17 protein-coding genes and 1 tRNA gene are annotated in these 21,392 nt (G+C 62.0%); 11 read left to right on the top strand and 7 right to left on the bottom strand.

Annotated features, from left to right (window positions below; genetic code table 11):
• Positions 1 to 91: 91 nt before the first annotated feature.
• From R1W00_RS01480 to der, 3 genes are all read left to right on the top strand, one after another.
• On the top strand, positions 92 to 742 hold the full coding sequence (locus R1W00_RS01480; protein ID WP_317260939.1) for a tetratricopeptide repeat protein: 651 nt from the start codon (positions 92 to 94) through the stop codon (positions 740 to 742).
• Between the two features lie 77 nt (positions 743 to 819).
• The gene (locus tag R1W00_RS01475) at positions 820 to 2,184 is read left to right on the top strand and encodes a PQQ-like beta-propeller repeat protein (RefSeq protein ID WP_317260938.1); all 1,365 of its coding nucleotides are present in this window, start codon (positions 820 to 822) and stop codon (positions 2,182 to 2,184) included.
• 48 nt (positions 2,185 to 2,232) lie between these two features.
• Entirely contained in the window at positions 2,233 to 3,732 is a 1,500-nt protein-coding gene (gene der, locus R1W00_RS01470; RefSeq protein ID WP_317260937.1) for a ribosome biogenesis GTPase Der, read from the top strand.
• 98 nt (positions 3,733 to 3,830) lie between these two features.
• On the opposite strand, the gene edd is transcribed toward der, so the two are convergent.
• Positions 3,831 to 5,636, bottom strand: coding sequence for a phosphogluconate dehydratase (gene edd / locus R1W00_RS01465; RefSeq protein ID WP_317260936.1), 1,806 nt, complete (start codon positions 5,634 to 5,636; stop codon positions 3,831 to 3,833).
• A gap of 250 nt (positions 5,637 to 5,886) precedes the next feature.
• Between edd and R1W00_RS01460 the strand changes: the two genes are divergently transcribed.
• Genes R1W00_RS01460 through R1W00_RS01450 form a run of 3 tightly spaced genes read left to right on the top strand, consistent with a single transcriptional unit; the run spans position 5,887 to position 8,347 of the window.
• On the top strand, positions 5,887 to 6,561 hold the full coding sequence (locus tag R1W00_RS01460; protein ID WP_317260935.1) for a DUF6778 family protein: 675 nt from the start codon (positions 5,887 to 5,889) through the stop codon (positions 6,559 to 6,561).
• A gap of 42 nt (positions 6,562 to 6,603) precedes the next feature.
• Positions 6,604 to 7,803: an RSP_2647 family RNA methyltransferase gene (locus tag R1W00_RS01455; RefSeq protein ID WP_317260934.1), complete on the top strand. Its 1,200-nt coding sequence runs from the start codon at positions 6,604 to 6,606 to the stop codon at positions 7,801 to 7,803.
• A gap of 4 nt (positions 7,804 to 7,807) precedes the next feature.
• Positions 7,808 to 8,347: an RSP_2648 family PIN domain-containing protein gene (locus R1W00_RS01450; RefSeq protein WP_317260933.1), complete on the top strand. Its 540-nt coding sequence runs from the start codon at positions 7,808 to 7,810 to the stop codon at positions 8,345 to 8,347.
• A 3-nt stretch (positions 8,348 to 8,350) separates the two neighbouring features.
• On the opposite strand, the gene trpE is transcribed toward R1W00_RS01450, so the two are convergent.
• From trpE to fabI, 6 genes are all read right to left on the bottom strand, one after another.
• Positions 8,351 to 9,862, bottom strand: coding sequence for an anthranilate synthase component I (gene trpE, locus R1W00_RS01445; RefSeq protein ID WP_317261588.1), 1,512 nt, complete (start codon positions 9,860 to 9,862; stop codon positions 8,351 to 8,353).
• Between the two features lie 13 nt (positions 9,863 to 9,875).
• Positions 9,876 to 11,705, bottom strand: coding sequence for a peptidyl-prolyl cis-trans isomerase (locus R1W00_RS01440; protein WP_317260932.1), 1,830 nt, complete (start codon positions 11,703 to 11,705; stop codon positions 9,876 to 9,878).
• Between the two features lie 69 nt (positions 11,706 to 11,774).
• Positions 11,775 to 12,953, bottom strand: a complete 1,179-nt coding sequence (locus R1W00_RS01435) for an aminotransferase (protein ID WP_317260931.1) — start codon at positions 12,951 to 12,953, stop codon at positions 11,775 to 11,777.
• Positions 12,954 to 12,980: 27 nt separating this feature from the next.
• On the bottom strand, positions 12,981 to 13,484 hold the full coding sequence (gpt, locus tag R1W00_RS01430; RefSeq protein WP_317260930.1) for a xanthine phosphoribosyltransferase: 504 nt from the start codon (positions 13,482 to 13,484) through the stop codon (positions 12,981 to 12,983).
• A gap of 25 nt (positions 13,485 to 13,509) precedes the next feature.
• Positions 13,510 to 14,133: a LysE family translocator gene (locus R1W00_RS01425; protein ID WP_317260929.1), complete on the bottom strand. Its 624-nt coding sequence runs from the start codon at positions 14,131 to 14,133 to the stop codon at positions 13,510 to 13,512.
• Positions 14,134 to 14,151: 18 nt separating this feature from the next.
• Entirely contained in the window at positions 14,152 to 14,970 is an 819-nt protein-coding gene (fabI, locus tag R1W00_RS01420; protein WP_317260928.1) for an enoyl-ACP reductase FabI, read from the bottom strand.
• A gap of 138 nt (positions 14,971 to 15,108) precedes the next feature.
• Between fabI and pdxH the strand changes: the two genes are divergently transcribed.
• The 5 genes from pdxH to R1W00_RS01395 all read left to right on the top strand — a co-directional run bounded on the left by pdxH (position 15,109) and on the right by R1W00_RS01395 (position 21,266).
• Positions 15,109 to 15,714 carry a pyridoxamine 5'-phosphate oxidase gene (gene pdxH, locus R1W00_RS01415; RefSeq protein WP_317260927.1) on the top strand — a complete coding sequence of 202 codons (606 nt, stop codon included), beginning with the start codon at positions 15,109 to 15,111 and terminating at the stop codon, positions 15,712 to 15,714.
• 112 nt (positions 15,715 to 15,826) lie between these two features.
• Entirely contained in the window at positions 15,827 to 16,387 is a 561-nt protein-coding gene (locus R1W00_RS01410) for a cold-shock protein (protein WP_317260926.1), read from the top strand.
• Between the two features lie 11 nt (positions 16,388 to 16,398).
• A complete protein-coding gene (locus tag R1W00_RS01405; RefSeq protein ID WP_410901510.1) occupies positions 16,399 to 16,842 on the top strand; it encodes a DUF192 domain-containing protein in 444 nt (147 codons plus the stop codon).
• 55 nt (positions 16,843 to 16,897) lie between these two features.
• Positions 16,898 to 16,974 (top strand) — tRNA-Pro (locus R1W00_RS01400).
• Between the two features lie 602 nt (positions 16,975 to 17,576).
• Positions 17,577 to 21,266: a vitamin B12-dependent ribonucleotide reductase gene (locus tag R1W00_RS01395; protein ID WP_317260925.1), complete on the top strand. Its 3,690-nt coding sequence runs from the start codon at positions 17,577 to 17,579 to the stop codon at positions 21,264 to 21,266.
• Positions 21,267 to 21,392: the final 126 nt, after the last annotated feature.

Genomic DNA, 21,392 nt, shown 5'->3' with positions numbered 1-21,392 from the left:
TTCCGCCTGTCTGGGCTTGCGGGGCTTGGCAAGGGGGCGGGGCCTGCGTTAAGACGTGGCCGATTGGCCCGTGCAGGGCGGAGAGAGGCACATGAGCAATCCCGACAGTTTTATCGATGAAGTGAACGAAGAAGTCCGCCGCGACAAACTGTTTGCGGTGTTCCGGCGGTATGGCTGGATCGGGATTTCGGTTGTGATTCTGCTGGTTGGTGGCGCGGCGTTTTCCGAATGGCAAAAGGCCAAGGAACGCGATGCCGCCGAAAAGGCAGGCAACGCCATCCAGACCGCAATGACACTGGACAGCGCCGAGGCGCGCGCCGCCGCACTGGCCGAGGCCGATGTCACCGGCGAGGCCTCAGCGGTTGCGGCGATGCTGCGCTCGAACGAACTCTATGAGGCGGGCGATATTGACGGGGCGGCAGCTGCGCTTGAGGCGCTGGCGACCGATGCGGCCACGCCTGACAACTATCGCCAGATGGCGCGCCTGAAGCTGGTGATTCTGCGCGGGGCCGATATGCCCGCATCCGAACGCCGCGCGATTCTCGAACCGATGTCCGCCGCCGGTCAGGTCTTTGCGATGCTGGCGTCCGAACAACTGGCCCTGATTGACCTCGAAGAGGGCAACACCCAAGCGGCCATTGACCGCCTGAACGCGATTGTGGCCTCTGCTGAGGCGACTGCGGGCTTGCGTCAGCGCGTCTCGCAGTTGATTGTGGCACTGGGCGCAGAGGACGCCCTGTAACACCACCCGTATCCGTTTGTGCGGGGACAAAAAATTGGCGGGGTGGGGATCCCGCCGTGATAAAGGGGCAGAGGGTCGTGAAACTATCGCAAACCGTAAGTGCACTGGCAGTGCTGGCGCTGTTGGCGGCCTGTGGCGAGGACGAGTTGATCCTTGAAGGCCCGCGCGAAGGCGTGCGCGACATCCTGTTGGATGCCCCCGTTGACGCCGAAGATACCACCGGCGGCGAAGTGACCGAAACCGATGAGGGCGAACTGGTCGTTGAACCCGTCGCCCGTGCCATCGACCTGCCCGCCGCGCAAAACGTGTCGTCCTGGCCCCAAGTGTCGCTGAACGCGCAGAACCTTGTGCCGCACCTGACTTTCTCTACCGCGCCGACCCGTCTGTGGTCCGCCGATATCGGCGAAGGTGACGGGCGCAAGCACCGCATCACCGCCGATCCCGTGGTGGCGGACGGGCGTATCTTTACGCTGGACGCCCAGAGCGGCGTGATGGCCCATGATATGAACGGCGCGCCCCTGTGGTCGGCCAACCTGACGCCCGCTGGCGAACGCCAGCAGGACGCGACGGGTGGCGGTCTGGCCGTGGTGGATGGCGTGGTCTATGCCACCTCGGGCTTTGGCTCGCTGGTCGCGCTGGACGCGGCGACGGGCGCAACCCTGTGGGTCCAGGACACCGACGCCGCCGTCACCGGCGCACCGACCGTGCGCGATGGCATCATCTATCTGGTCAGCCGCGACAACCGCGCATGGGCGATCGAGGCATCCGAGGGCCGCATCCTGTGGCAACTGCCCGGCACCCCGTCGCCCGCCGGTCTGGTCGGGGGCGCGGCGCCCGCGCTGACCGACCGCGTGGCGGTGTTCCCGTTCGGCTCGTCCGAACTGGTCGCGACCCTGCGCAAGAGCGGCATTCGCGTCTGGGCCTCGGCCGTGTCGGGTGAACGTCGTGGCCGCGTTTATGCGGCGATCACCGATATCTCGGGCGATCCGGTGGTGGATGGCGGCACGATCTATGCCGCGACCCAATCGGGCCGCGTGGCCGCCGTGAACGCCACGAACGGCGAACGCATCTGGACCGCCGAAGAGGGCGCCTATAGCCCCGTCATCCCGATTGCGGATGCGATTTTCCTTGTGTCCGACGACGCGCGTCTGGTGCGTCTGGATCGCGCCACGGGGGAAACGGTCTGGTCGGTGGATCTGCCCTATTTCCTGAAAGAAAAGCCCAAGAAGTTCAAAGAGATCTACGCGCATTACGGTCCCGTCATTGCCGGTGGTCAGGTGTTGGTCGCCTCGAACGACGGGCTGTTGCGCTATTTCGATCCCGTGGATGGCAGCCTGACCGCAACCGCCGAAATCCCCGGCGGGGCCAGCACCAACCCCGTGATCGTCGATCAGACCCTGTACATCGTGTCGCAAAACGGGCAATTGCACGCTTTCCGTTAAGGCGCGAATGGTGTAAGCGGGCGCCTTGCAAGTGTTTCGGAGCTCGAAATGACCTTTACCCTAGCCATTGTTGGCCGTCCCAATGTGGGCAAGTCGACATTGTTCAACCGCCTTGTGGGCAAGCGTTTGGCGTTGGTGGACGACCAGCCCGGCGTGACGCGCGATTTGCGCGAGGGTGAGGCGCGTCTGGGCGATCTGCGATTCACGGTGATCGACACGGCGGGTCTTGAGGACGCGACGGATGACTCGTTGCAGGGGCGGATGCGCCGCCTGACCGAGCGCGCCGTCGATATGGCCGATGTGTGCCTGTTCATGATCGACGCCCGTTCCGGTGTTCTGCCGACGGATGAAATTTTCGCCGACATCCTGCGCCGTCGTTCGGATAAGGTCATTCTGGCCGCGAACAAGGCCGAAGGCACCAAGGCCGATGCCGGTGTGATTGAGGCCTATGCCCTTGGCCTTGGGGAACCGATCCGCCTGTCCGCCGAGCATGGCGAGGGTCTGAACGATCTCTATTCGCAGTTGCTGCCGATTTCGGATGAGTTCGAAAAGCGCGCCGCCGCAATCGCGCCCGACACCGATCTGGACCTTGAGGATGATGAACTCAGCGATGAGGAGATCACCCTTGGCGAGGACGGCAAAGAGGCCAGCGCCGCCCGCGTGCCGACCGCCGCGAAACCGTTGCAGGTGGCCGTAGTCGGACGTCCGAACGCGGGTAAATCGACCCTGATCAACCGCCTTATCGGTGAGGACCGTCTGTTGACCGGCCCCGAGGCCGGGATCACCCGCGACGCGATTTCCCTGAGCCTCGATTGGGAGGGCACGCCGACCCGTATCTGGGACACCGCGGGGATGCGCAAAAAGGCCAAGGTTCAGGAAAAGCTGGAAAAACTGTCGGTGTCCGACGGTCTGCGCGCGGTCAAATTCGCCGAGGTCGTGGTGGTTTTGCTGGACGTGGAAATCCCGTTTGAACAGCAGGATCTGCGCATCGCTGATCTGGCAGAGCGCGAAGGGCGCGCCGTCGTCATCGCGGTCAACAAGTGGGACCTTGAGGACGAAAAGCAGGACAAGCTGAAAGAGCTGAAAGAGGAATTCGCGCGTCTCTTGCCCCAGCTCAAGGGCGCGCCTTTGGTCACCGTGTCGGCCAAAACGGGCCGCGGTATGGACCGTCTGCACGGCGCGGTGATGCGTGCGCATGACATCTGGAACCGCCGCGTTAGCACCGCGCGGTTGAACCGCTGGCTGACCGGAATGCTAGAGGTGCACCCGCCGCCCGCACCGGGCGGGAAACGGATCAAGCTGCGCTATATGACCCAAGTGAAAACCCGTCCACCGGGGTTCGTGGTCATGTGTTCGCACCCTGAAAAGCTGCCCGAGAGCTATCGCCGGTACCTGATCAACGGGTTGCGCGAGACGTTTGACATGCCGGGGACGCCGATCCGTCTGACGCTGCGCTCGCAGTCGGATAAGAACCCGTACAAAGACAAGAAAAAATCGACGCCGTCGCGTCTGCGCAAGCATTTGGGGAAAAAGCCGCACGGCGAGTGAGCGGTGGGCGGGGATTGGTTTTGTGCCAAAACCGCCTGCGGCGCGAGTATTTTTGCCAAGATGAAAAGGGGCGGTCCAAGTGGCCGCCCCGTTTGTGTTCAGAAGATCGAAACCGCGCCTTCGGTCGCGGGGGTGACCGATTGGCGGAAGGTTTCAAACAGGTTGCGCCCCATGCCGGTGGTATTGGCCGAGAGGTCGGCGGTCACGGGCGTGCGGGCGTCAAAGCCCTCGGTCAGCACGGTGAGGGTGCCGGTGGTGGCGTCGAGGGTGACGATGTCGCCGTCCTGAAGTTTGGCGATGGGGCCGCCTTGGGCCGCTTCGGGGGCGAGGTGGATGGCCGCCGGAACCTTGCCCGAGGCACCGGACATGCGCCCGTCGGTGACCAGCGCGACCTTGAGCCCGCGGTCCTGTAGCACCGAGAGGGTCGGGGTCAGGCCGTGGAGTTCGGGCATGCCGTTGGCCTTGGGGCCTTGGAACCGGACGACGACGATTGTGTCGCTGGTGAATTCGCCGTTTTTGAACGCGGTTTTGACCGACTCTTGGTCATGGAAGACGCGTACGGGGGCGGTGATCGTCTGACGTTCGGGGGCGACCGCCGAGACCTTGATCATGCCGCGGCCAAGGTTGCCGTCCAGTGCCGCAAGGCCGCCGGTCGGTTGGAACGGGTCAGAGGCGGGGCGCAGGATCTTGTCGTTTTGCGATGTGGCGGGGGCGGGGTGCCATGTCAGGCCGTCCTCACCCAGATGCGGGTCGGCGGCATAGGCCGAGAGGCCCGTGCCCATCACCGTTTCGCTGTCGTCGTGCAACAGGCCCGCGTCCAGCAATTGGCCAATCATATAGGACAGGCCGCCGGCGGCGTGGAAGTGGTTCACGTCGGCCAGACCGTTGGGATAGACCTTGGCCATCAGGGGGACGGCGGCGGAGATTTTGGCGAAATCGCTGATGTCCAGAATGATACCGGCGGCGCGCGCCATGGCGGGCAGGTGCAGCACGAGGTTGGTCGAGCCGCCCGTCGCCATCAGGCCGACGATGCCGTTCACAAAGGCCTTGGCGTCCAGCACCCGCGCCGCAGGGCGGAAATCGTTTCCAGAGGCGGTGATCTCCAGCGCGCGTTTGGTACCCGCCGCCGTCAGCGCGTCGCGCAGGGGCGTGTTGGGGGGGACAAAGGAACTGCCGGGCAGGTGCAGGCCCATGAATTCCATCAGCATCTGGTTCGAGTTCGCCGTGCCATAGAAGGTACAGGTGCCCGGCCCGTGGTAGGAGGCCATTTCGGCGGCCATCAGTTCCTTGCGCCCGATCTCACCCTTGGCGAATTGCTGGCGCACCTTGGCCTTTTCGTCGTTGGGCAGGCCCGAGGGCATGGGACCTGCGGGCAAAAAGATCGACGGGATATGGCCGAAAGCCGCGGCCGCCATCACCAGACCGGGCACGATTTTATCGCAGACCCCGAGAAACAGCGCGGCGTCAAAGGTGTTGTGGCTGAGGGCGACGCTTGCCGAGAGGGCGATCACATCGCGCGAGAACAGGGACAGTTCCATGCCGGTCTGGCCTTGGGTCACGCCATCGCACATCGCCGGAACCCCGCCTGCGACCTGTGCGGTTGCGCCCGCGGTGCGCGCGGTCGCCTTGATCAGCTCGGGGTAGGTCGCAAAGGGCTGATGCGCGGACAGCATGTCGTTATAGGCCGTGACGATCCCGATATTGGGGGCGCGTTCGTCGACCAATGCGCCCTTGTCCTCACCCATGGCGGCGTAGGCGTGCGCTTGGTTCCCGCAGGTCAGGTGGGCGCGGCGCACACCGGCCTCGGCTTGACGCTCCATCGTGTCGAGATAATCGCGGCGCGGACCTTCTGAGCGTTTGATGATCTCTTCGGTGACTTGGGCGATGATCGAATTCAGGGACATCCTGGCTTCCTCTGGGGGGCTAATAAGTTCGGGTTCGTTATAATCGTTAGCGCTAACTATGCAAACCCGCCATTTGGTCCCCGTGCCGAATTATCGCAGGGGCCTCTCGCGTCTAAAGGTGCAATCGCCCTGATCTTGGTGCGTTTGCTCCACATTTCCGCCCAAATTCACCGTCAATTAAGCAAACAACCAATAAATCGAGCAAATAATTCGAATCGAATTTGACCAGAACGGTCATCGGAGGCTGAAAATGAAACTGTTTCGCGTGTTCTCTGCATTGTGTGCTGCCGCACTGGTATCGGGCTGTATGACCGTTGATGGCGGGTCTACCGCGTCGCGGAACGCCTTTACGGTTGAGCCGCCGCTGGGCACTGAATTGGTTGAGGCGGACGGTACACTTTATCCGGCTGAGCCCTATAACGTTGTTCAGATCAACACGACGGTCCCCGAGACCCTGACCGTGTCCGAGGCGAACTCGTTCAAACCGCGCGCCGATATCGTGTGGCGTGAGGATCCGCTGGGCAACCGCTATGAGCAGGTCCGCGTGGTCATGCAAAACGCCGTTGAACTGGGTGCAGCCGGGTTTGATGCGGGCCGTGATGTTGTCGTTGATATCCAACTGACCAAGTTCCACGCCCTGACCGAAAAGACCCGCTATACGATTGGCGGCACCCATGACATCCACTTTTTCCTGACGGTGCGTGACGCCAAGACCGGCGAACGTCTGGATGAGCCGCGCCTGATCGAGATGGAATTCCGCGCCCTTGGCGGGGCCGCCGCCCTTGAGGCGATGAGCCGTGGCCAGACCCAAAAGGTCCGCATCACCGATCACGTCAAGGCCCGCGTCGCCGAAGAGCTGACGCTGCGCTCGACCCCGCTGGTTCAGCCGCTGACCCTCTCCTCGCTCAGCTCGCGCGGGATCTGATCTAGGACTTTACTTTCCTTACGAACCCAATATGAGGGGGGCATGACGCCCTCCTCTTATCCTATTGTCCGCCTGAAACCCAAAGCCAACGCCCGCGCCATCCGCCACGGGTTTCCTTGGGTTTACGCCAATGAACTGGTCACCGACCGCCGCACCAAGGCGTTGACCCCCGGTACGATTGCCATCCTCGAAGATGACGAACGTCGCCAGATGGGTCTGGTTACGGTGAACCCGAATTCCAAGATCATCTGCCGGATGCTGGACCGCGATGTGACCGCGACCGTCGATCAGGCGTGGTTCGAAACCCGTCTGCAGGCCGCGCTGTCGTTGCGCGAAACCCTGTTTGATGCGCCGTTCTACCGTCTGATCCATGCCGAGGCCGACGGCCTGCCCGGTGTGGTGATCGACCGCTTTGGCGACACGGTGGTGGTTCAACCCAACGCCGCATGGGCCGAGGCGGGGATCGACGCCCTGTCGGCGGCGGTCCAGTCCGTCACGGGCGTGACCACCGTTGTCAAAAACGGCTCGGGGCGCGCACGCACGCTGGAAGGTCTGGATGAGGACATGGCGATCCTCAGTGGTGCCGTTGATGGTCCGATCCCCGTGCCGATGAATGGTGCGACCTATATGGCCGATCTGATGGGCGGGCAGAAAACCGGCCTGTTCTATGACCAACGCCCCAACCACGCCTTTGCCGCCGGTCTGTCGCGCGGCGCGCGGGTGCTGGATGTGTTTTCGCATGTGGGCGGGTTTTCTTTGGCCGCGCTGGCCGGTGGGGCGGCGTCCGCGCTGGCCGTGGATGGATCGCGCGGCGCACTGGATCTGGCCGAGGCCGGGGCCGAGGCCATGGGCGTTTCCGACCGGTTTACCACCCGCCGCGGCGATGCGTTTGACACCATGGCCGACCTCTTGGCCGAGGGCGCGCAGTTTGACGTGGTGATCTGTGATCCGCCCGCCTTTGCGCCCAGCAAACAGGCGCTTGAAGCCGGTTTGCGCGCCTATGAACGTGTGGCGCGCATGGCGGCCCCGTTGGTCGCGCCGGGTGGGTTCCTTGGCCTGTGCTCCTGTTCGCATGCCGCCGAGATGACCAAATTCCGTGGCGCCTGTGTGCGCGGGATTGGCCGGTCGGGCCGTGTGGGGCAATTGATCCACACCGGCTATGCCGGCCCCGATCACCCCCTGATGCCGCAACTGGCCGAGAGCGGATATCTGAAATCCCTGTTCTTCCGCCTGATGCCGTGACGCGATGAAGCTGACGCTGGACGCCTGTGTTCTGTTTCCGACCGTGTTGCGGGAAATCCTGTTGGCGGTGGCGGGGCAGGGGCTGTTCATTCCACAGTGGTCTGACCGCATCCTAGAGGAATGGGCCCGCGCCGCGCGCAAGCTTGGCCCGACGGGTGAGCCACAGGCGCGCGCCGAAATCGCCCTGATCCGCGCCGCGTGGCCGAGTGCGTCCGTCCCCGCCCAGCCGGGGATCGAGGCGCGTCTTTACCTGCCCGATCCGGCGGATATCCATGTTCTGGCGACGGCGATTGCCGGATCATCGGACGCGATTGTGACCTTCAACGCCTCTGATTTTCCGAAACACACGCTGGCCGAAGAGGGGCTGAAACGTCTCTCGCCCGATGAGGTTCTGATGGACCTGTGGTTGTCGCACAGTGAGGCGGTGGAACAGGCGGTCGCGCAGGTGCACGCCACGGCCCAATCCATGGCGGGCGAGGACATCGCGCGCCGAGCCCTGTTGAAAAGGGCGCGCCTGCCACGGTTGGGCAAGGCGCTGGCTTAACCCTCAGGAATTGCCGTCACGGGCGAACCGACCCGCGTCTTGGGCGGCGCGGCGGATCGCTTGGGATTTGTTGACGGTCTCTTGGTACTCGGCCTCAAGGTCGCTGTCATAGACGACACCGCCACCCGCTTGGATATACAGCTTTTCGTCCTTCAACACCGCCGTGCGCAGGGCGATACACATGTCCATATCGCCGTTGGCCGCGAAATAGCCGACACCGCCGCCATAGACGCCGCGCTTTTCCGGTTCCAGCTCGTCGATGATTTCCATCGCGCGGACCTTGGGCGCGCCCGACACGGTGCCCGCAGGCAGACCGGCCAGCAGCGCCGACAGAGCATCGTGATCGTCGGACAGCTCCCCAACCACGTTCGACACGATGTGCATCACGTGGCTATAGCGTTCGATGATAAACTTTTCCGTCGGACGCACGGTGCCGGTTTTGGCCACGCGCGCCACGTCGTTGCGCCCCAGATCGAGCAGCATCAGATGCTCGGCCAGTTCCTTTTGATCGGCCAGCAGATCGGCCTCCAGCGCGCGGTCCTGTTCAGGCGTCGCGCCACGCGGGCGGGTGCCCGCGATCGGGCGGATTGTGACCTCGCCATCAAAGGCACGGACCAGGATTTCAGGGCTGGCCCCGATCAACTGATAGCCGCCAAAGTTGAAATAGAACATGAACGGCGACGGGTTGGTCCGGCGCAGCGAGCGATAGAGCGAGAACGGCGGCAGCTTGAAATCATGGGTCCAGCGTTGGGACGGCACGACCTGAAAGATGTCACCGGCGCGGATGTATTCCTTGGCCTTTTCAACGGCGTCGAAATAGCCCTGTTTGCTAAAGTTCGACACGCCCTCGCCAAAGGCAACCGTGTTGCCCAGATCGCGGGTGGCGTCGGGGATGCTGCGTTCCAGTTCGCGCACGGCGTCCATGACGCGCTCGCCCGCTTGGGCGTATGCGGCGCGGGCCGATTGGTCCTGATCGGCCCAGACAGGCGAGATCACGGTGACCTCCCCTTTTGCACCGTCCAGAACCGCAATCACGGTCGGGCGCAGCATCACCGCATCGGGCAGGCCGATGGGATCGGGGTTCACGTCGGGCAGGTGTTCCACCAGACGGATCATGTCATAGCCCAAGAAGCCAAACAGGCCTGCCGAAATCGCGGGCAGGTCTTCGGGCATGTCGATGCGGCTCTCGGCGATCAGATCGCGCAAGGTCTGCAACGGGTGCCCGTCCAGCGGCGTGAAACTGTCCCCGTCAAAGCGCGCATTGCGGTTGATTTCGGACGTTTCCCCACTGCACCGCCAGATCACATCGGGTTTCATCCCGATCACCGAATAGCGCCCGCGCACCTCACCACCCGTGACGGATTCCAGCATAAAGCTGTCCTTGCGCGCCTCGGTCAGCTTCAGCATCAGGCTGACAGGGGTATCCAGATCCGCCGCCAGACGGGCATAGACCACTTGGTTCTTGCCCGCCTTGTGGGCGGTTTCAAACGTCTCAAAATTCGGGGTCAGGGCCACCATCGTATCGACCTCAGGGGAATTGGGCGTGGACGGCGTTGATCGCCGCCTGATCAAGGGTCAGACCCGCCGAATTCAGCAGGTCTTGCGAGAAATAGACGAACACATCGCGGCCAATCGAATCCGCCGTCGCGGTGCGCAGCGTGGCCAGCATGTCCTGCGTGTCCGCATCATCGGCGGGGGGCAGGATTTCGTCGAGCGTCACCACATAGACCAGATCGCCATCGGCATAGACACCGGTTTCGCCTGCGTTCAGGGCGAACACGGTTTCCGACAGGATCAGGGGCGCAACCGCGCCACGCTCGGCGGGTTCAGCGGTTTCAACCGTGCCGAAATCGGACAGGGGCGCGCCGCTGTTGGCGGCGGCGGCGATGTCGTCTGCCTTGGCCGTCAGGGCGGCGGTGGTTTCGGCGGCCTGCCACGCGGCGATTACCTCCGCGCGCACCTCATCCAGCGGACGTAGGCGCGGCGCGGTGATCTCATCCAGACGCAGGGCAAAGATGCCACCGTTTTCCAGTTCCTGAATCTCGGGAAAATCACCCTCTTGGACGGCCGAGGCGGCGGCGCGAAACGCCGGATAGGCGGCGATATCGGCGTCCTGACCGGTGAAATAGGCGATGTTGCCCTGCACCATATCGGTCTCGTTCGCCAGATCCTCAATCGTGGCACCGGCGGCCAGACGGTCGTCGATGTCCGACAGCAGATCGGAAATCAGACGCGCGGCGCGGTCCACGCCCAGTTCGGCGCGCAACTCGTCACGCACGTCGTCAAAGGTGATCGTGTTGGCCTCTAGAACGGCGTTCATGCGGAACAGGGCAGGGCCGAAATCGGTGTCCAGCGGACCAACGACACCGGGTTCGTTCATCGCGAATACTTCGGCACCGGCGGCGCCAAGCTCGGCCTCGGTCACGTCACCCATGTCGATATCGGCCAGCGACAGGCCACGATCCGCGACCAGCGTTTCGAAATCGGCCTCGCCCGATTCCAGACGGGCGGCGGCGGTTTCGGCCTCAACCGTGCTGGGGTAGATCAGACGTTCGACCAAGCGACGCTCGGGGCGGATGTATTGATCGGCGCGGTCGTCATAGAGCGTTTGCAGGGCGGCCTCATCGACCTCGACCTGATCCAGCAACATGTCCGGCGTCAGCCATGCATAGGTGATCTGTTTCGCCTCGGGCGCGGTGAAATCGGCTGGATTTGCCTCATAATAGGCGGTGATCGCGGCCTCATCCGGCTCGGCGACGGTCGCGGCCAGATCGGCGGCGGACAGGGTCACATAGGAATAGCCGCGACGCTCGCCGATAAAGTTGAACAGCGTGTCCACGGCGGTGTCGGGTGCGGCGACGGACGACACAATCGCGCCCTGCAACATCGCACGGGCGGTTTCGCGACGGATCTGGTCCTCAAACTCGGCCTCGCTCAGCCCGTTTTGGCGCAGGCTATAGCGGTACGCCTCACGGTCGAACGTGCCGTCGATGCCGTCGAACTGCCCCGACAGCAGGATCTGATCAGCGACCTCTTGGTCCCCGACCGACAGGCCAAGGCGCGCGGTTTCGTTGTCGAGCGCAGTGTTGGTGATCACGCGGCCACGGGCCTGATCCGTCAGACCCAACAGTTGCGCCTGTTGCAGCGGAATTTGCTGACCCGTGCGGGCCTGAATGGTGCGCAGCTCGGCCGTCAGTTCGCGCGCGTAGGCGTTCACAGGGATCGGCGTTTTGCCGACGGTGCCGATGCTATCGACCGTGCCGCCAAAGTTCGTCACGCCGAACCCGCCAAGGCCGATGATCAACATTGCGATGATCACCCAAACGACTGCGTTTCCGGTTTTCTTTGCCGCGCTCATAGCCCCGTGTCCCTTATGCAAGAAATCCTGTTCCGGCTGTGTAAGCGTTGCAGGCAGGACCCGCAAGCGTCACGGCGCGAATGTGGCCAATCGGTCGAACATTTGCGTGATTGTGGGGGCATCGATATTGGCAAATGCAATGCGCATCTGGCGTTTGCCTTGCGGGTCCGAGGCGGGGGTGAACATCGTGCCCGGCAACATCAGGACACCGGTCTGTTCCAGAATGGCGCGCGCGACCTCATCCGAGGGGGCATCGAACGGGTGCTGCATATAGGCGAAATAGGCCCCAAGCCCGAGGAGGGTCCAGTCGCCCTGCGCAGCGGCTGAGGTCGCGACCTGCGCGCGGCGGGTCAGAATTTCGGCCCGTTCCCCCGCGCACCAGTCTGACAGGTTTTGCAACCCCCAGAGCGCGGCGCGCTGGCCCAGTTGCGGGGGGCAGATGGTCACGCTGTCGATGAACTTTTCCACCTCGATCAACCGGTCGGGCGAACAGACCATCGCACCAACGCGGTGACCGGTCAGGCGATAGGTTTTCGAAAAGGAATAGAGATGGATCAGGGTGTCCGCCCAATCGGGACGGGTGAACAGATCATGCGGACGGCCCTCACGCGCATCGAAATCGCGATAGGTCTCATCCACGATCAGGGCGATGCCATGGGCCTGTGCCAGATCGTAAAACGCGTCCAGAACACCGGCGGGATATTCCGTGCCGCAGGGGTTGTTGGGCGTCACCAGAACAATCGCGCGGGTCTTGTGGGTGATCAAGCGCGCGGCCTGTGCCGGATCGGGGATCAACCCGTCCCCGCACGGCAGAGGAACGGCGGTTACCCCGCTGAGATCACACCACATTTTATGGTTAAAGTACCACGGCGTCGGCAGGATGATCTGATCTCCGGCCTCGGCCAAGGTGGCGATGGCGGCGGCAAAGGCTTGGTTACATCCGGCGGTGATGGCGACGTGATCGGCATCGATATCCCCGCCGTAATCGCGCGACCATTGCGCCGCGATTTCCGCGCGCAGGGCGGGCAGGCCAAGGTCGGGGCCGTATAGATGCGTGTCCGGATCCTCCATCACGAACCGCGCCATCGCGGCGCGTAATGGTTCAGGCGGCGGGGCGACCGGTGCGGCCTGCGATACGTTCAACAGGGGTAGATCGGCGGGTAGGGTGGTTTCACGCAGCCACGCCTGTGCCTGCATGATCGGCGGACGCTGGGTGCGCGCCATGGTCTTGGAAACGGTGAATGACATGGCGCGCCTTTGGTTCGTGGGTCGCGATCAGTCCTGACCGCGATAGGGTTCTACATATTGCAGGGCCATGTCCCACGGAAAGAAAATCCACGTGTCCTGACTGACCTCGGTGATGAACGTATCCACCATCGGCCGGCCCTTGGGTTTCGCGTAGACCGTGCCGAAATGCGCCTTGGGGTACAAGGTCCGGACCAGTTCCAGCGTCTTCCCGCTGTCGACCAGATCGTCGATGATCAGAATGCCCTCACCATCGCCCATCAATTCGGCATCGGGCGATTTGATGACCTTGGCCTCGGACCGGTCCTGTTTGTTGTAGGATTTGACCGAGATCGTATCGATGACGCGGATGTCCAATTCGCGTGCGACGATCATCGCGGGGGCCATGCCGCCACGGGTGATCGCGACAATGGCGCGCCATCCGGTGTCCTCGGGCCCCTGACCATCCAGACGCCACGCCAGCGCGCGCGCATCGCGGTGCAGTTGGTCCCAGCTGACGTGAAAGCCTTTTTCGTGGGGCAGACGATCGCTCATGTTCACATGTCCTCGGTTGTCGAATTCAGGTCAGGGCCAGTTTCAGGCCCAGTGCCGCCAACAGCCCGCCAAAGATGCGGTCGATGGTGGTCTTAAGGCTTAGATACCCGCGGCGGGTGCGGTCCAGCGAAAAGATACGGCTGACCAGAATATTCCAGCCGGTATCGTTGAACATCACGATGCCAAGGATCGCCGCATAGGCCCAGATCGGGGCATTCGGGGGAATAAAGGTCAGGAAGATGGTGCCAAAGAACACCGCCGGTTTCGGGTTGGCCAATTGCGTCGCAATCCCCAGCCACACAAGGCCCAGAGGTCCACGTTTGCGCGTGCCGGGCGCATCAGGCAGGTCCGTCGCCATCGGGTCAGGCGCGTGTTTCCACAGCTTATAGGCAAGGTAGAGCAGGTATCCCGCGCCAATGACCTTGAGCGCGATCAACAGGGCAGGGGCCACCTGAAACACGATGGCCAGACCGAACATCGCCGCCACCGCCCAGACACAGGCCCCAAGGCCGATCCCGACCGACAGGTAGACGCCGCGCGTCATGCCCTCGTTCAGGCTGGTACGGGCCGCCAGCAACACCGCCGGCCCGGGGGATATGGCGGCCGCCAGATGCACAAAGTAAATCGCGATCAAAGCGGCCAGCGTCATATCGTTTCCGTTCGTTCGTTATTTGCGACCCGTGACCGCGTCGATGTCGGGGGCGTCCACGGCTTTCATGCCGACAACGTGATAGCCCGCGTCCACGTGGACGTTTTCCCCTGTGACACCCGAGCCAAGGTCGGACAACAGGTAAACGGCGGATTTGCCGACCTCTTCCTGCGTGACGTTGCGGCGCAGGGGCGAGTTCAGCTCGTTCCATTTCATGATGTAACGGAAATCGCCGATGCCCGAGGCGGCCAGCGTCTTGATCGGACCGGCGGAAATCGCGTTGACGCGGATGTTCTGCTTGCCCAGATCCTCGGCCAGATATTTGACCGACGCCTCCAGCGCGGCCTTGGCCACACCCATGACGTTATAATGCGGCATGACCTGTTCCGCGCCGTAATAGGTCAGCGTCAGGCAGGACCCGCCCTCGGTCATCATCTTTTCGGCACGGTTCACAACGGCGGTGAACGAATAGACCGAAATGTCCATCGTCATCGCAAAGTTGCCGCGCGTGGTGTCGACATAGCGACCGCGCAACTCGCCCTTGTCCGAGAACCCGATGGCGTGAACGATAAAGTCCAGCTTGCCCCAGATTTTCTCCAGTTCCGCGAACAGACCGTCGATCGAGGCCTCATCGGCCACGTCGCATTCGAGGACCACATCGGACCCCACGGATTGCGCCAGCGGCTCAACCCGTTTTTTCAGTTGTTCACCTTGATAGGAGAACGCAAGTTCCGCACCGTGCTCGGCACAGGCTTTGGCAATTCCCCACGCGATAGACTTGTCATTCGCAAGGCCCATAATCAGCCCGCGTTTTCCAGCCATGAGTTGTGTTGACATTCGGTGCCCCTCGACGACCTTTGTTATATGTCCGTGGTTTAGGCCAATCCGCCCCTTGCTTCAAGGCAAAGCGGACCTAGCGTCACCCTTGACCTTAGGTCCATTAATGATAGCCAAACCACCTCGCAGGAGAGCAGAATGAGTGATCGAACCGGTATTTTTGAAGGGGACGACCCGTTCCAGATTGCCCGCCAATGGCTGGCCGAGGCGGAAAAGACCGAGATCAATGATCCTAACGCAATCGCGCTTTCGACCGTTGATCAGGACGGAATGCCCAATGTGCGCATGGTCTTGCTGAAAGATATCGAAGATGATGCTTTCGTGTTCTATACGAACTATGGAAGTGCCAAGTCGCGCGAAATTGAGTGGAGTGGCAAGGCCGCTTTCGTGTTACACTCAAAGTCCCTGCGACGTCAGATCCGTGTACGGGGTCTGGTGGAGCGCGAAGAAGGAGAGCAGGCCGACGCCTATTACCGCAGTCGTTCGCTGAAAAGCAGACTGGGCGCTTGGGCCTCTGAACAATCCGCGCCACTGTCGTCGCGGACGGCCTTGATGGCCAAGGTGGCCAAGGTCACCGCTGAACAAGGGCCGAACCCGAAGCGGCCGCCTTTCTGGGGTGGTTTTCGGATCCGGCCAACGGAAATTGAATTCTGGGCCGATGGGGCGTTCCGGTTGCATGACCGGTTCCGTTGGACCCGGGAAAACATGTGTGAAAAATGGGTGATTAACCGCTTGAACCCATAATTTCCACGTAACGTGAAATGCAAGCTGCTGTTTTGTATATGTAAAAGAAGCTTGCAGTCTGGGGTCGGTCTTGCAAAAGATCGAATGTTAACGTCGGAAGTGATGTGTTGATATGAACGAAGAACTGAACCCTGAAACGGAAGTTTTAACAGGGCATGTGAAATGGTTCGATCCTGGTAAAGGGTTCGGCTTTGTCGTCGCCTCGGAGGGCGGTCCGGATATTTTGCTGCATGCGAATGTGCTGCGGAACTTCGGGCAGAGCTCGGTCGCCGATGCGGCAGAGATCGATATCGTCGTTCAACAAACGCAACGCGGGATGCAGGCCGTTCAGGTGCTGCGAATCGACCCGCCGAAGATCGACACCCAAGGCACGCTTCAGGATCTGGAAGGCGCGGATGAGGCGACCATCGCCGCCACGCCGATGGAACCGGCCCGTGTCAAATGGTTCGATAAGGGCAAGGGTTTCGGCTTTGCCAATATTTTTGGCAGCGCCGATGACGTCTTCATTCACATTGAGGTGTTGCGCCGCTCGGGTCTGGCCGATCTCCTGCCGGGTGAGGCGGTGTGCATCCGCGCCGTCGATGGCAAGCGGGGCCGCATGGCCATGACCGTCAGTTCGTGGGAAACCGCGATCGCCGAGGACCTGTCGCAATCTCAAAAAGCCGCCGAATAATCCTGACCTCGGTGCTGGCCCTTTTGGGGTCGGCGGGGCTTGCCTTGGCCGCTTGCGTGCCGGGGCAGGCGTCTTTGCGGGGCGATTGGGGGCAGGCGCGGTTTTCCATTGAGGTCGCCGACGACGCCACCGAACGCGCCACGGGCCTGATGCACCGCGAATTCATGGCGACCAGCCACGGCATGCTGTTCATCTATGAGGCGCCGACCTCGGTTGCCTTCTGGATGCGCAATACGCTGATCCCTCTGGATATGGTGTTCATTGATCCGACGGGCCGCGTGGCCAAGGTGCATAGCAACGCCATTCCTCTGGACGAAACACCGATTTTTGGCGGCGACGGCATTTTGGCGGTTCTCGAAATCAACGGCGGTTTGGCCGAAACCATGGGCATTGGACCGGGCACGTTGGTGCAACATCCGGCCTTTGGTGCGGATGCCGCGTGGCCCTGTCCGTAATTCACGCGGTTTAGGCTTTTCAATCCGGCGCGGCACGTTTATGCAGGCGACGGTTCGGGGCGTGGCGCAGCCTGGTAGCGCGGCGGTTTTGGGTACCGTAGGTCGTAGGTTCGAATCCTATCGCCCCGACCAATTTCCCAGATTTAGTGTGAATGACGCGGCTCAACCGCCAGATGCGCCTGTTTTTTGTGCAGGGCCTTCGGGGCCAGTTGCGGCGACTCAAAAGGTTAACAAACCCTAGATATAGTGTTTCGCACCTGCAGAACGGGGAATCACCCGATGCCCTGAGCACTGTTCACGCAATCGTAACAGGTCGTGCGCTAAGCCCTTGGGGGGCTTTGCCATATTTCGGCTAGATTTGGGTGTTAACTTTTGGAGGTAATCCACATCTAGTTGGTGGATAAGCCTGTGGATGAATCGTCCCGACCCCGCCCCCCACCGGATTGGGGCAGCCGGTCAACTGTATTTTGCTGTCCAAAAGTCGAATTTTTTCGTTGACCGAACCGGTCTGCCTACGTCAGTTTGTGCGGGCCGGGCGGTGTTCCACTATATCTAGTGGCTGCGGCGCGCGGGTCAGAGGGACAATCCACAATTTCCGGTAAAATGAACCGGATTCACGGCACCACGCGGGGCCGTGCCCAGAGATGGTGTGCCCTCTGCCTAGGACGGTGAAGAGTTCGGGTGCCACATATCGGGACCCGCAGGGATAACAGAATGTTGCGACGGGGCAGCCGATGAAAATTGAACGTAAATTCACGACCGCGGACCATGGTGCATATGGCGCGATTGAGTTCACCACCACCGCTTCGGAAATTCGGAACCCCGACGGGACGATTGTGTTCCGTCTGGACGAGGTAGAGGTGCCTGTCAGCTGGAGCCAAGTGGCCAGCGACGTGATCGCCCAGAAATATTTCCGCAAGGCTGGCGTTCCTGCCCGTCTGAAAAAGGTCCGTGAAAAAGACGTTCCCGAGTTCCTGTGGCGCTCGGTTCCCGATGAGGCCGCATTGGCCGAGCTGCCCGAAGACGAACGTATTGTCGGCGAGACCTCGTCCAAGCAGGTTTTTGACCGTCTGGCAGGGGCGTGGACCTATTGGGGCTGGAAGGGTGGCTATTTCACCACCGAGGCCGACGCACGCGCCTATTTCGACGAGATGCGTTATATGCTGGCGACCCAGCGCGCCGCGCCCAACAGCCCCCAGTGGTTCAACACCGGTCTGCATTGGGCCTATGGCATCGACGGCCCCAGCCAAGGCCATTTCTACGTCGATTACAAAACCGGCAAGCTGACCAAATCGAAATCCGCCTACGAACATCCCCAGCCCCACGCCTGTTTCATCCAATCCGTCGCGGATGATCTGGTCCAAGAGGGCGGCATCATGGACCTGTGGGTGCGTGAGGCACGTCTGTTCAAATACGGCTCGGGCACGGGCACGAACTTTAGCTCGCTGCGGGCGGCGGGTGAATCGCTGTCGGGCGGTGGTAAATCGTCGGGCCTGATGGGTTTCCTGCGCATCGGTGACCGTGCGGCGGGCGCGATCAAATCGGGCGGCACCACGCGCCGCGCGGCCAAGATGGTGATCTGTGACGCCGACCACCCCGATATCGAGGAATTCATCACCTGGAAGGTGAAAGAAGAGCAAAAGGTCGCCAGCCTCGTCGCCGGCTCCAAGATGCACGAAGAGCGTCTGAACGAGATCTTTGCCGCTATCCGCGCATGGGACGGGGCCGAGGCCGACGCCTATGACCCCAAGGTCAACGACGGTCTGAAAACCGCGATCCGCGCCGCCAAGAAAATGGCGATCCCCGAGGCCTATGTGAAACGCGTTCTGGATTACGCGAAACAGGGCTACGCCAGCATCGAATTCCCCACCTACGACACCGATTGGGACTCTGAGGCCTATTCGACCGTCGCCGGTCAGAACTCGAACAACTCGGTGCGTGTGACCGACGCCTTCCTCAAAGCCGTTGAGAACGACGCCGACTGGGAACTGGTCCGCCGCACCGACGGCAAGGTCGCCAAAACGATCAAGGCGCGCGACCTGTGGGAACAAATCGGCCATGCCGCATGGGCCTGCGCCGATCCGGGCATCCAATACCACGACACCGTCAACGCATGGCACACCTGCCCCGAAGACGGCCCGATCCGTGGCTCGAACCCGTGCTCGGAATACATGTTCCTTGACGACACGGCCTGTAACCTTGCGTCGATGAACCTGCTGACCTTCTACAAGAACGGTGAGTTCCAAGCCGAAGATTACATGCACGCGGCCCGTCTGTGGACGCTGACGCTGGAAATCTCGGTGATGATGGCGCAATTCCCGTCCAAAGAGATCGCCCAGCTGTCCTATGACTTCCGCACGCTGGGTCTGGGCTATGCCAACATCGGTGGTCTGCTGATGAACATGGGTCTGGGATACGATAGCGATCAGGGCCGTGCGATGGCCGGTGCGCTGACCGCGATCATGACCGGTGTGGCCTATGCGACCTCGGCGGAAATCGCCGGTGAACTGGGTCCGTTCCCGGGTTACGCCCGCAACGCCGATCACATGCTGCGCGTCATGCGCAACCACCGCACCGCTGCCTATGGCAAGGCAGACGGCTATGAGCAACTGGCGATCAAGCCCGTGCCGCTGGATCACAAGAACTGCCCCGATGCGCGCCTGATCGATCTGGCCAAGGCATCGTGGGACGAGGCCCTGCGCCTTGGTCAGGAACACGGCTATCGCAACGCCCAATCGACCGTGATCGCGCCGACAGGCACCATCGGTCTTGTGATGGATTGCGACACCACGGGGATTGAACCGGACTTTGCTCTGGTGAAATTCAAGAAACTGGCCGGTGGTGGCTATTTCAAGATCATCAACCGCTCGGTTCCGGCGGCCTTGGAAACGCTGGGCTATGGCAGCGCACAGATCGAGGAAATCGTCGGCTATGCCGTGGGTCACGGGACGCTGGGCAACTGTGCGGGCATCAACCACACCTCGCTGATCGGCCACGGCTTTGGTCAGCGCGAGTTGGACAAGATCGAGGCGGCGCTGCCGTCGGCCTTTGACATCCGGTTCGTGTTCAACCAGTGGACGCTGGGCGAGGATTTCTGCACCAAGACCTTGGGCATCCCGACCGAAAAGCTGAACGATCCGACCTTCGATCTGCTGCGTCATCTGGGCTATACCCGCGCCGAGATCGAGGCCGCGAACGACCACGTCTGTGGCACCATGACCCTTGAGGGCGCGCCGCATCTGGATGCAAAACACTACAGCATCTTCGACTGCGCCAACCCCTGTGGTAAAAAAGGCAAGCGTTATCTGAGCGTTGACAGCCACATCCACATGATGGCCGCGGCTCAGTCGTTCATCTCGGGCGCGATCTCGAAAACGATCAACATGCCCAACGATGCGACGATCGAGGACTGCCAAAAGGCCTATGAACTGTCGTGGTCTTTGGGCATCAAGGCGAACGCGCTCTACCGCGATGGCTCCAAGCTCAGCCAGCCCCTGGCGGCGGCCCTGATCGAGGATGACGAAGAGGCCGAAGAAATCATGGCCACCGGCACCCAGCAGGAAAAAGCGGCGGTGCTGGCCGAGAAGATCGTCGAAAAGATCGTGATCAAAGAGGTCGCCCGCGGCCGCAGCAAAATGCCCGAGCGTCGCAAGGGCTATACGCAAAAGGCCATCGTCGGCGGTCACAAGGTCTACCTGCGCACCGGCGAATATCAGGACGGCGCCTTGGGCGAGATCTTCATCGACATGCACAAAGAGGGTGCAGGCTTCCGCGCGATGATGAACAACTTTGCCATCGCCGTGTCGGTCGGTCTGCAATACGGCGTGCCGCTTGAGGAATTCGTCGACGCGTTCACGTTCACCAAATTCGAACCGGCAGGCATGGTTCAGGGCAACGACAGCATCAAGAACGCCACGTCGATCCTTGATTACATCTTCCGCGAACTGGCCGTGTCCTATCTGGACCGCACCGATCTGGCCCATGTCAAACCCGAAGGCGCGACATTCGATGATCTGGGCGGCGGTCAGGACGAGGGCGTCGAGAACGTTCAGGAACTTAGCGAAACTGCCGCATCGCGCAGCCTTGAGGTCCTGAAACAGATCAGCTCGACCGGCTATCTGCGCAAACGCGTGCCCCAAGAACTGGTGGTGCTGAACGGCGGCATGGGGGCAACGGCCCTGCACGGCGCGGGTGATCCCGAAGCCGCGCTCCAGACCCTCGTGCCCGAAACCAAGGCCAGCGCGGCCGTCGCCAGCAGCACGGCCATGTCCACCGGCACCGTGACCGGCATGGACGCCCGCACCAAGGCCAAGATGCAAGGCTATGAGGGCGACCCCTGTGGCGACTGCGGCAACTACACCTTGGTGCGCAACGGCACCTGCATGAAGTGCAACACCTGCGGCGGCACAAGCGGCTGTAGCTAACAGAGATCAGCCCGCGCGCCTGTCCGCGCGTGGGCCGTGTTCCGGGGCGGGTGCGCTCGCCCCTGACGCGGATAAGGCCGCAGGCAAAAAGCAATCGGGCGGTACAAATGAGTGAGCCTTATCAGC

It is taken from the genome of Rhodovulum sp. FJ3, from assembly GCF_032918305.1.
Lineage (GTDB): Bacteria > Pseudomonadota > Alphaproteobacteria > Rhodobacterales > Rhodobacteraceae > SAT37.
This window is presented reverse-complemented; position numbering and strand designations above follow the sequence as displayed.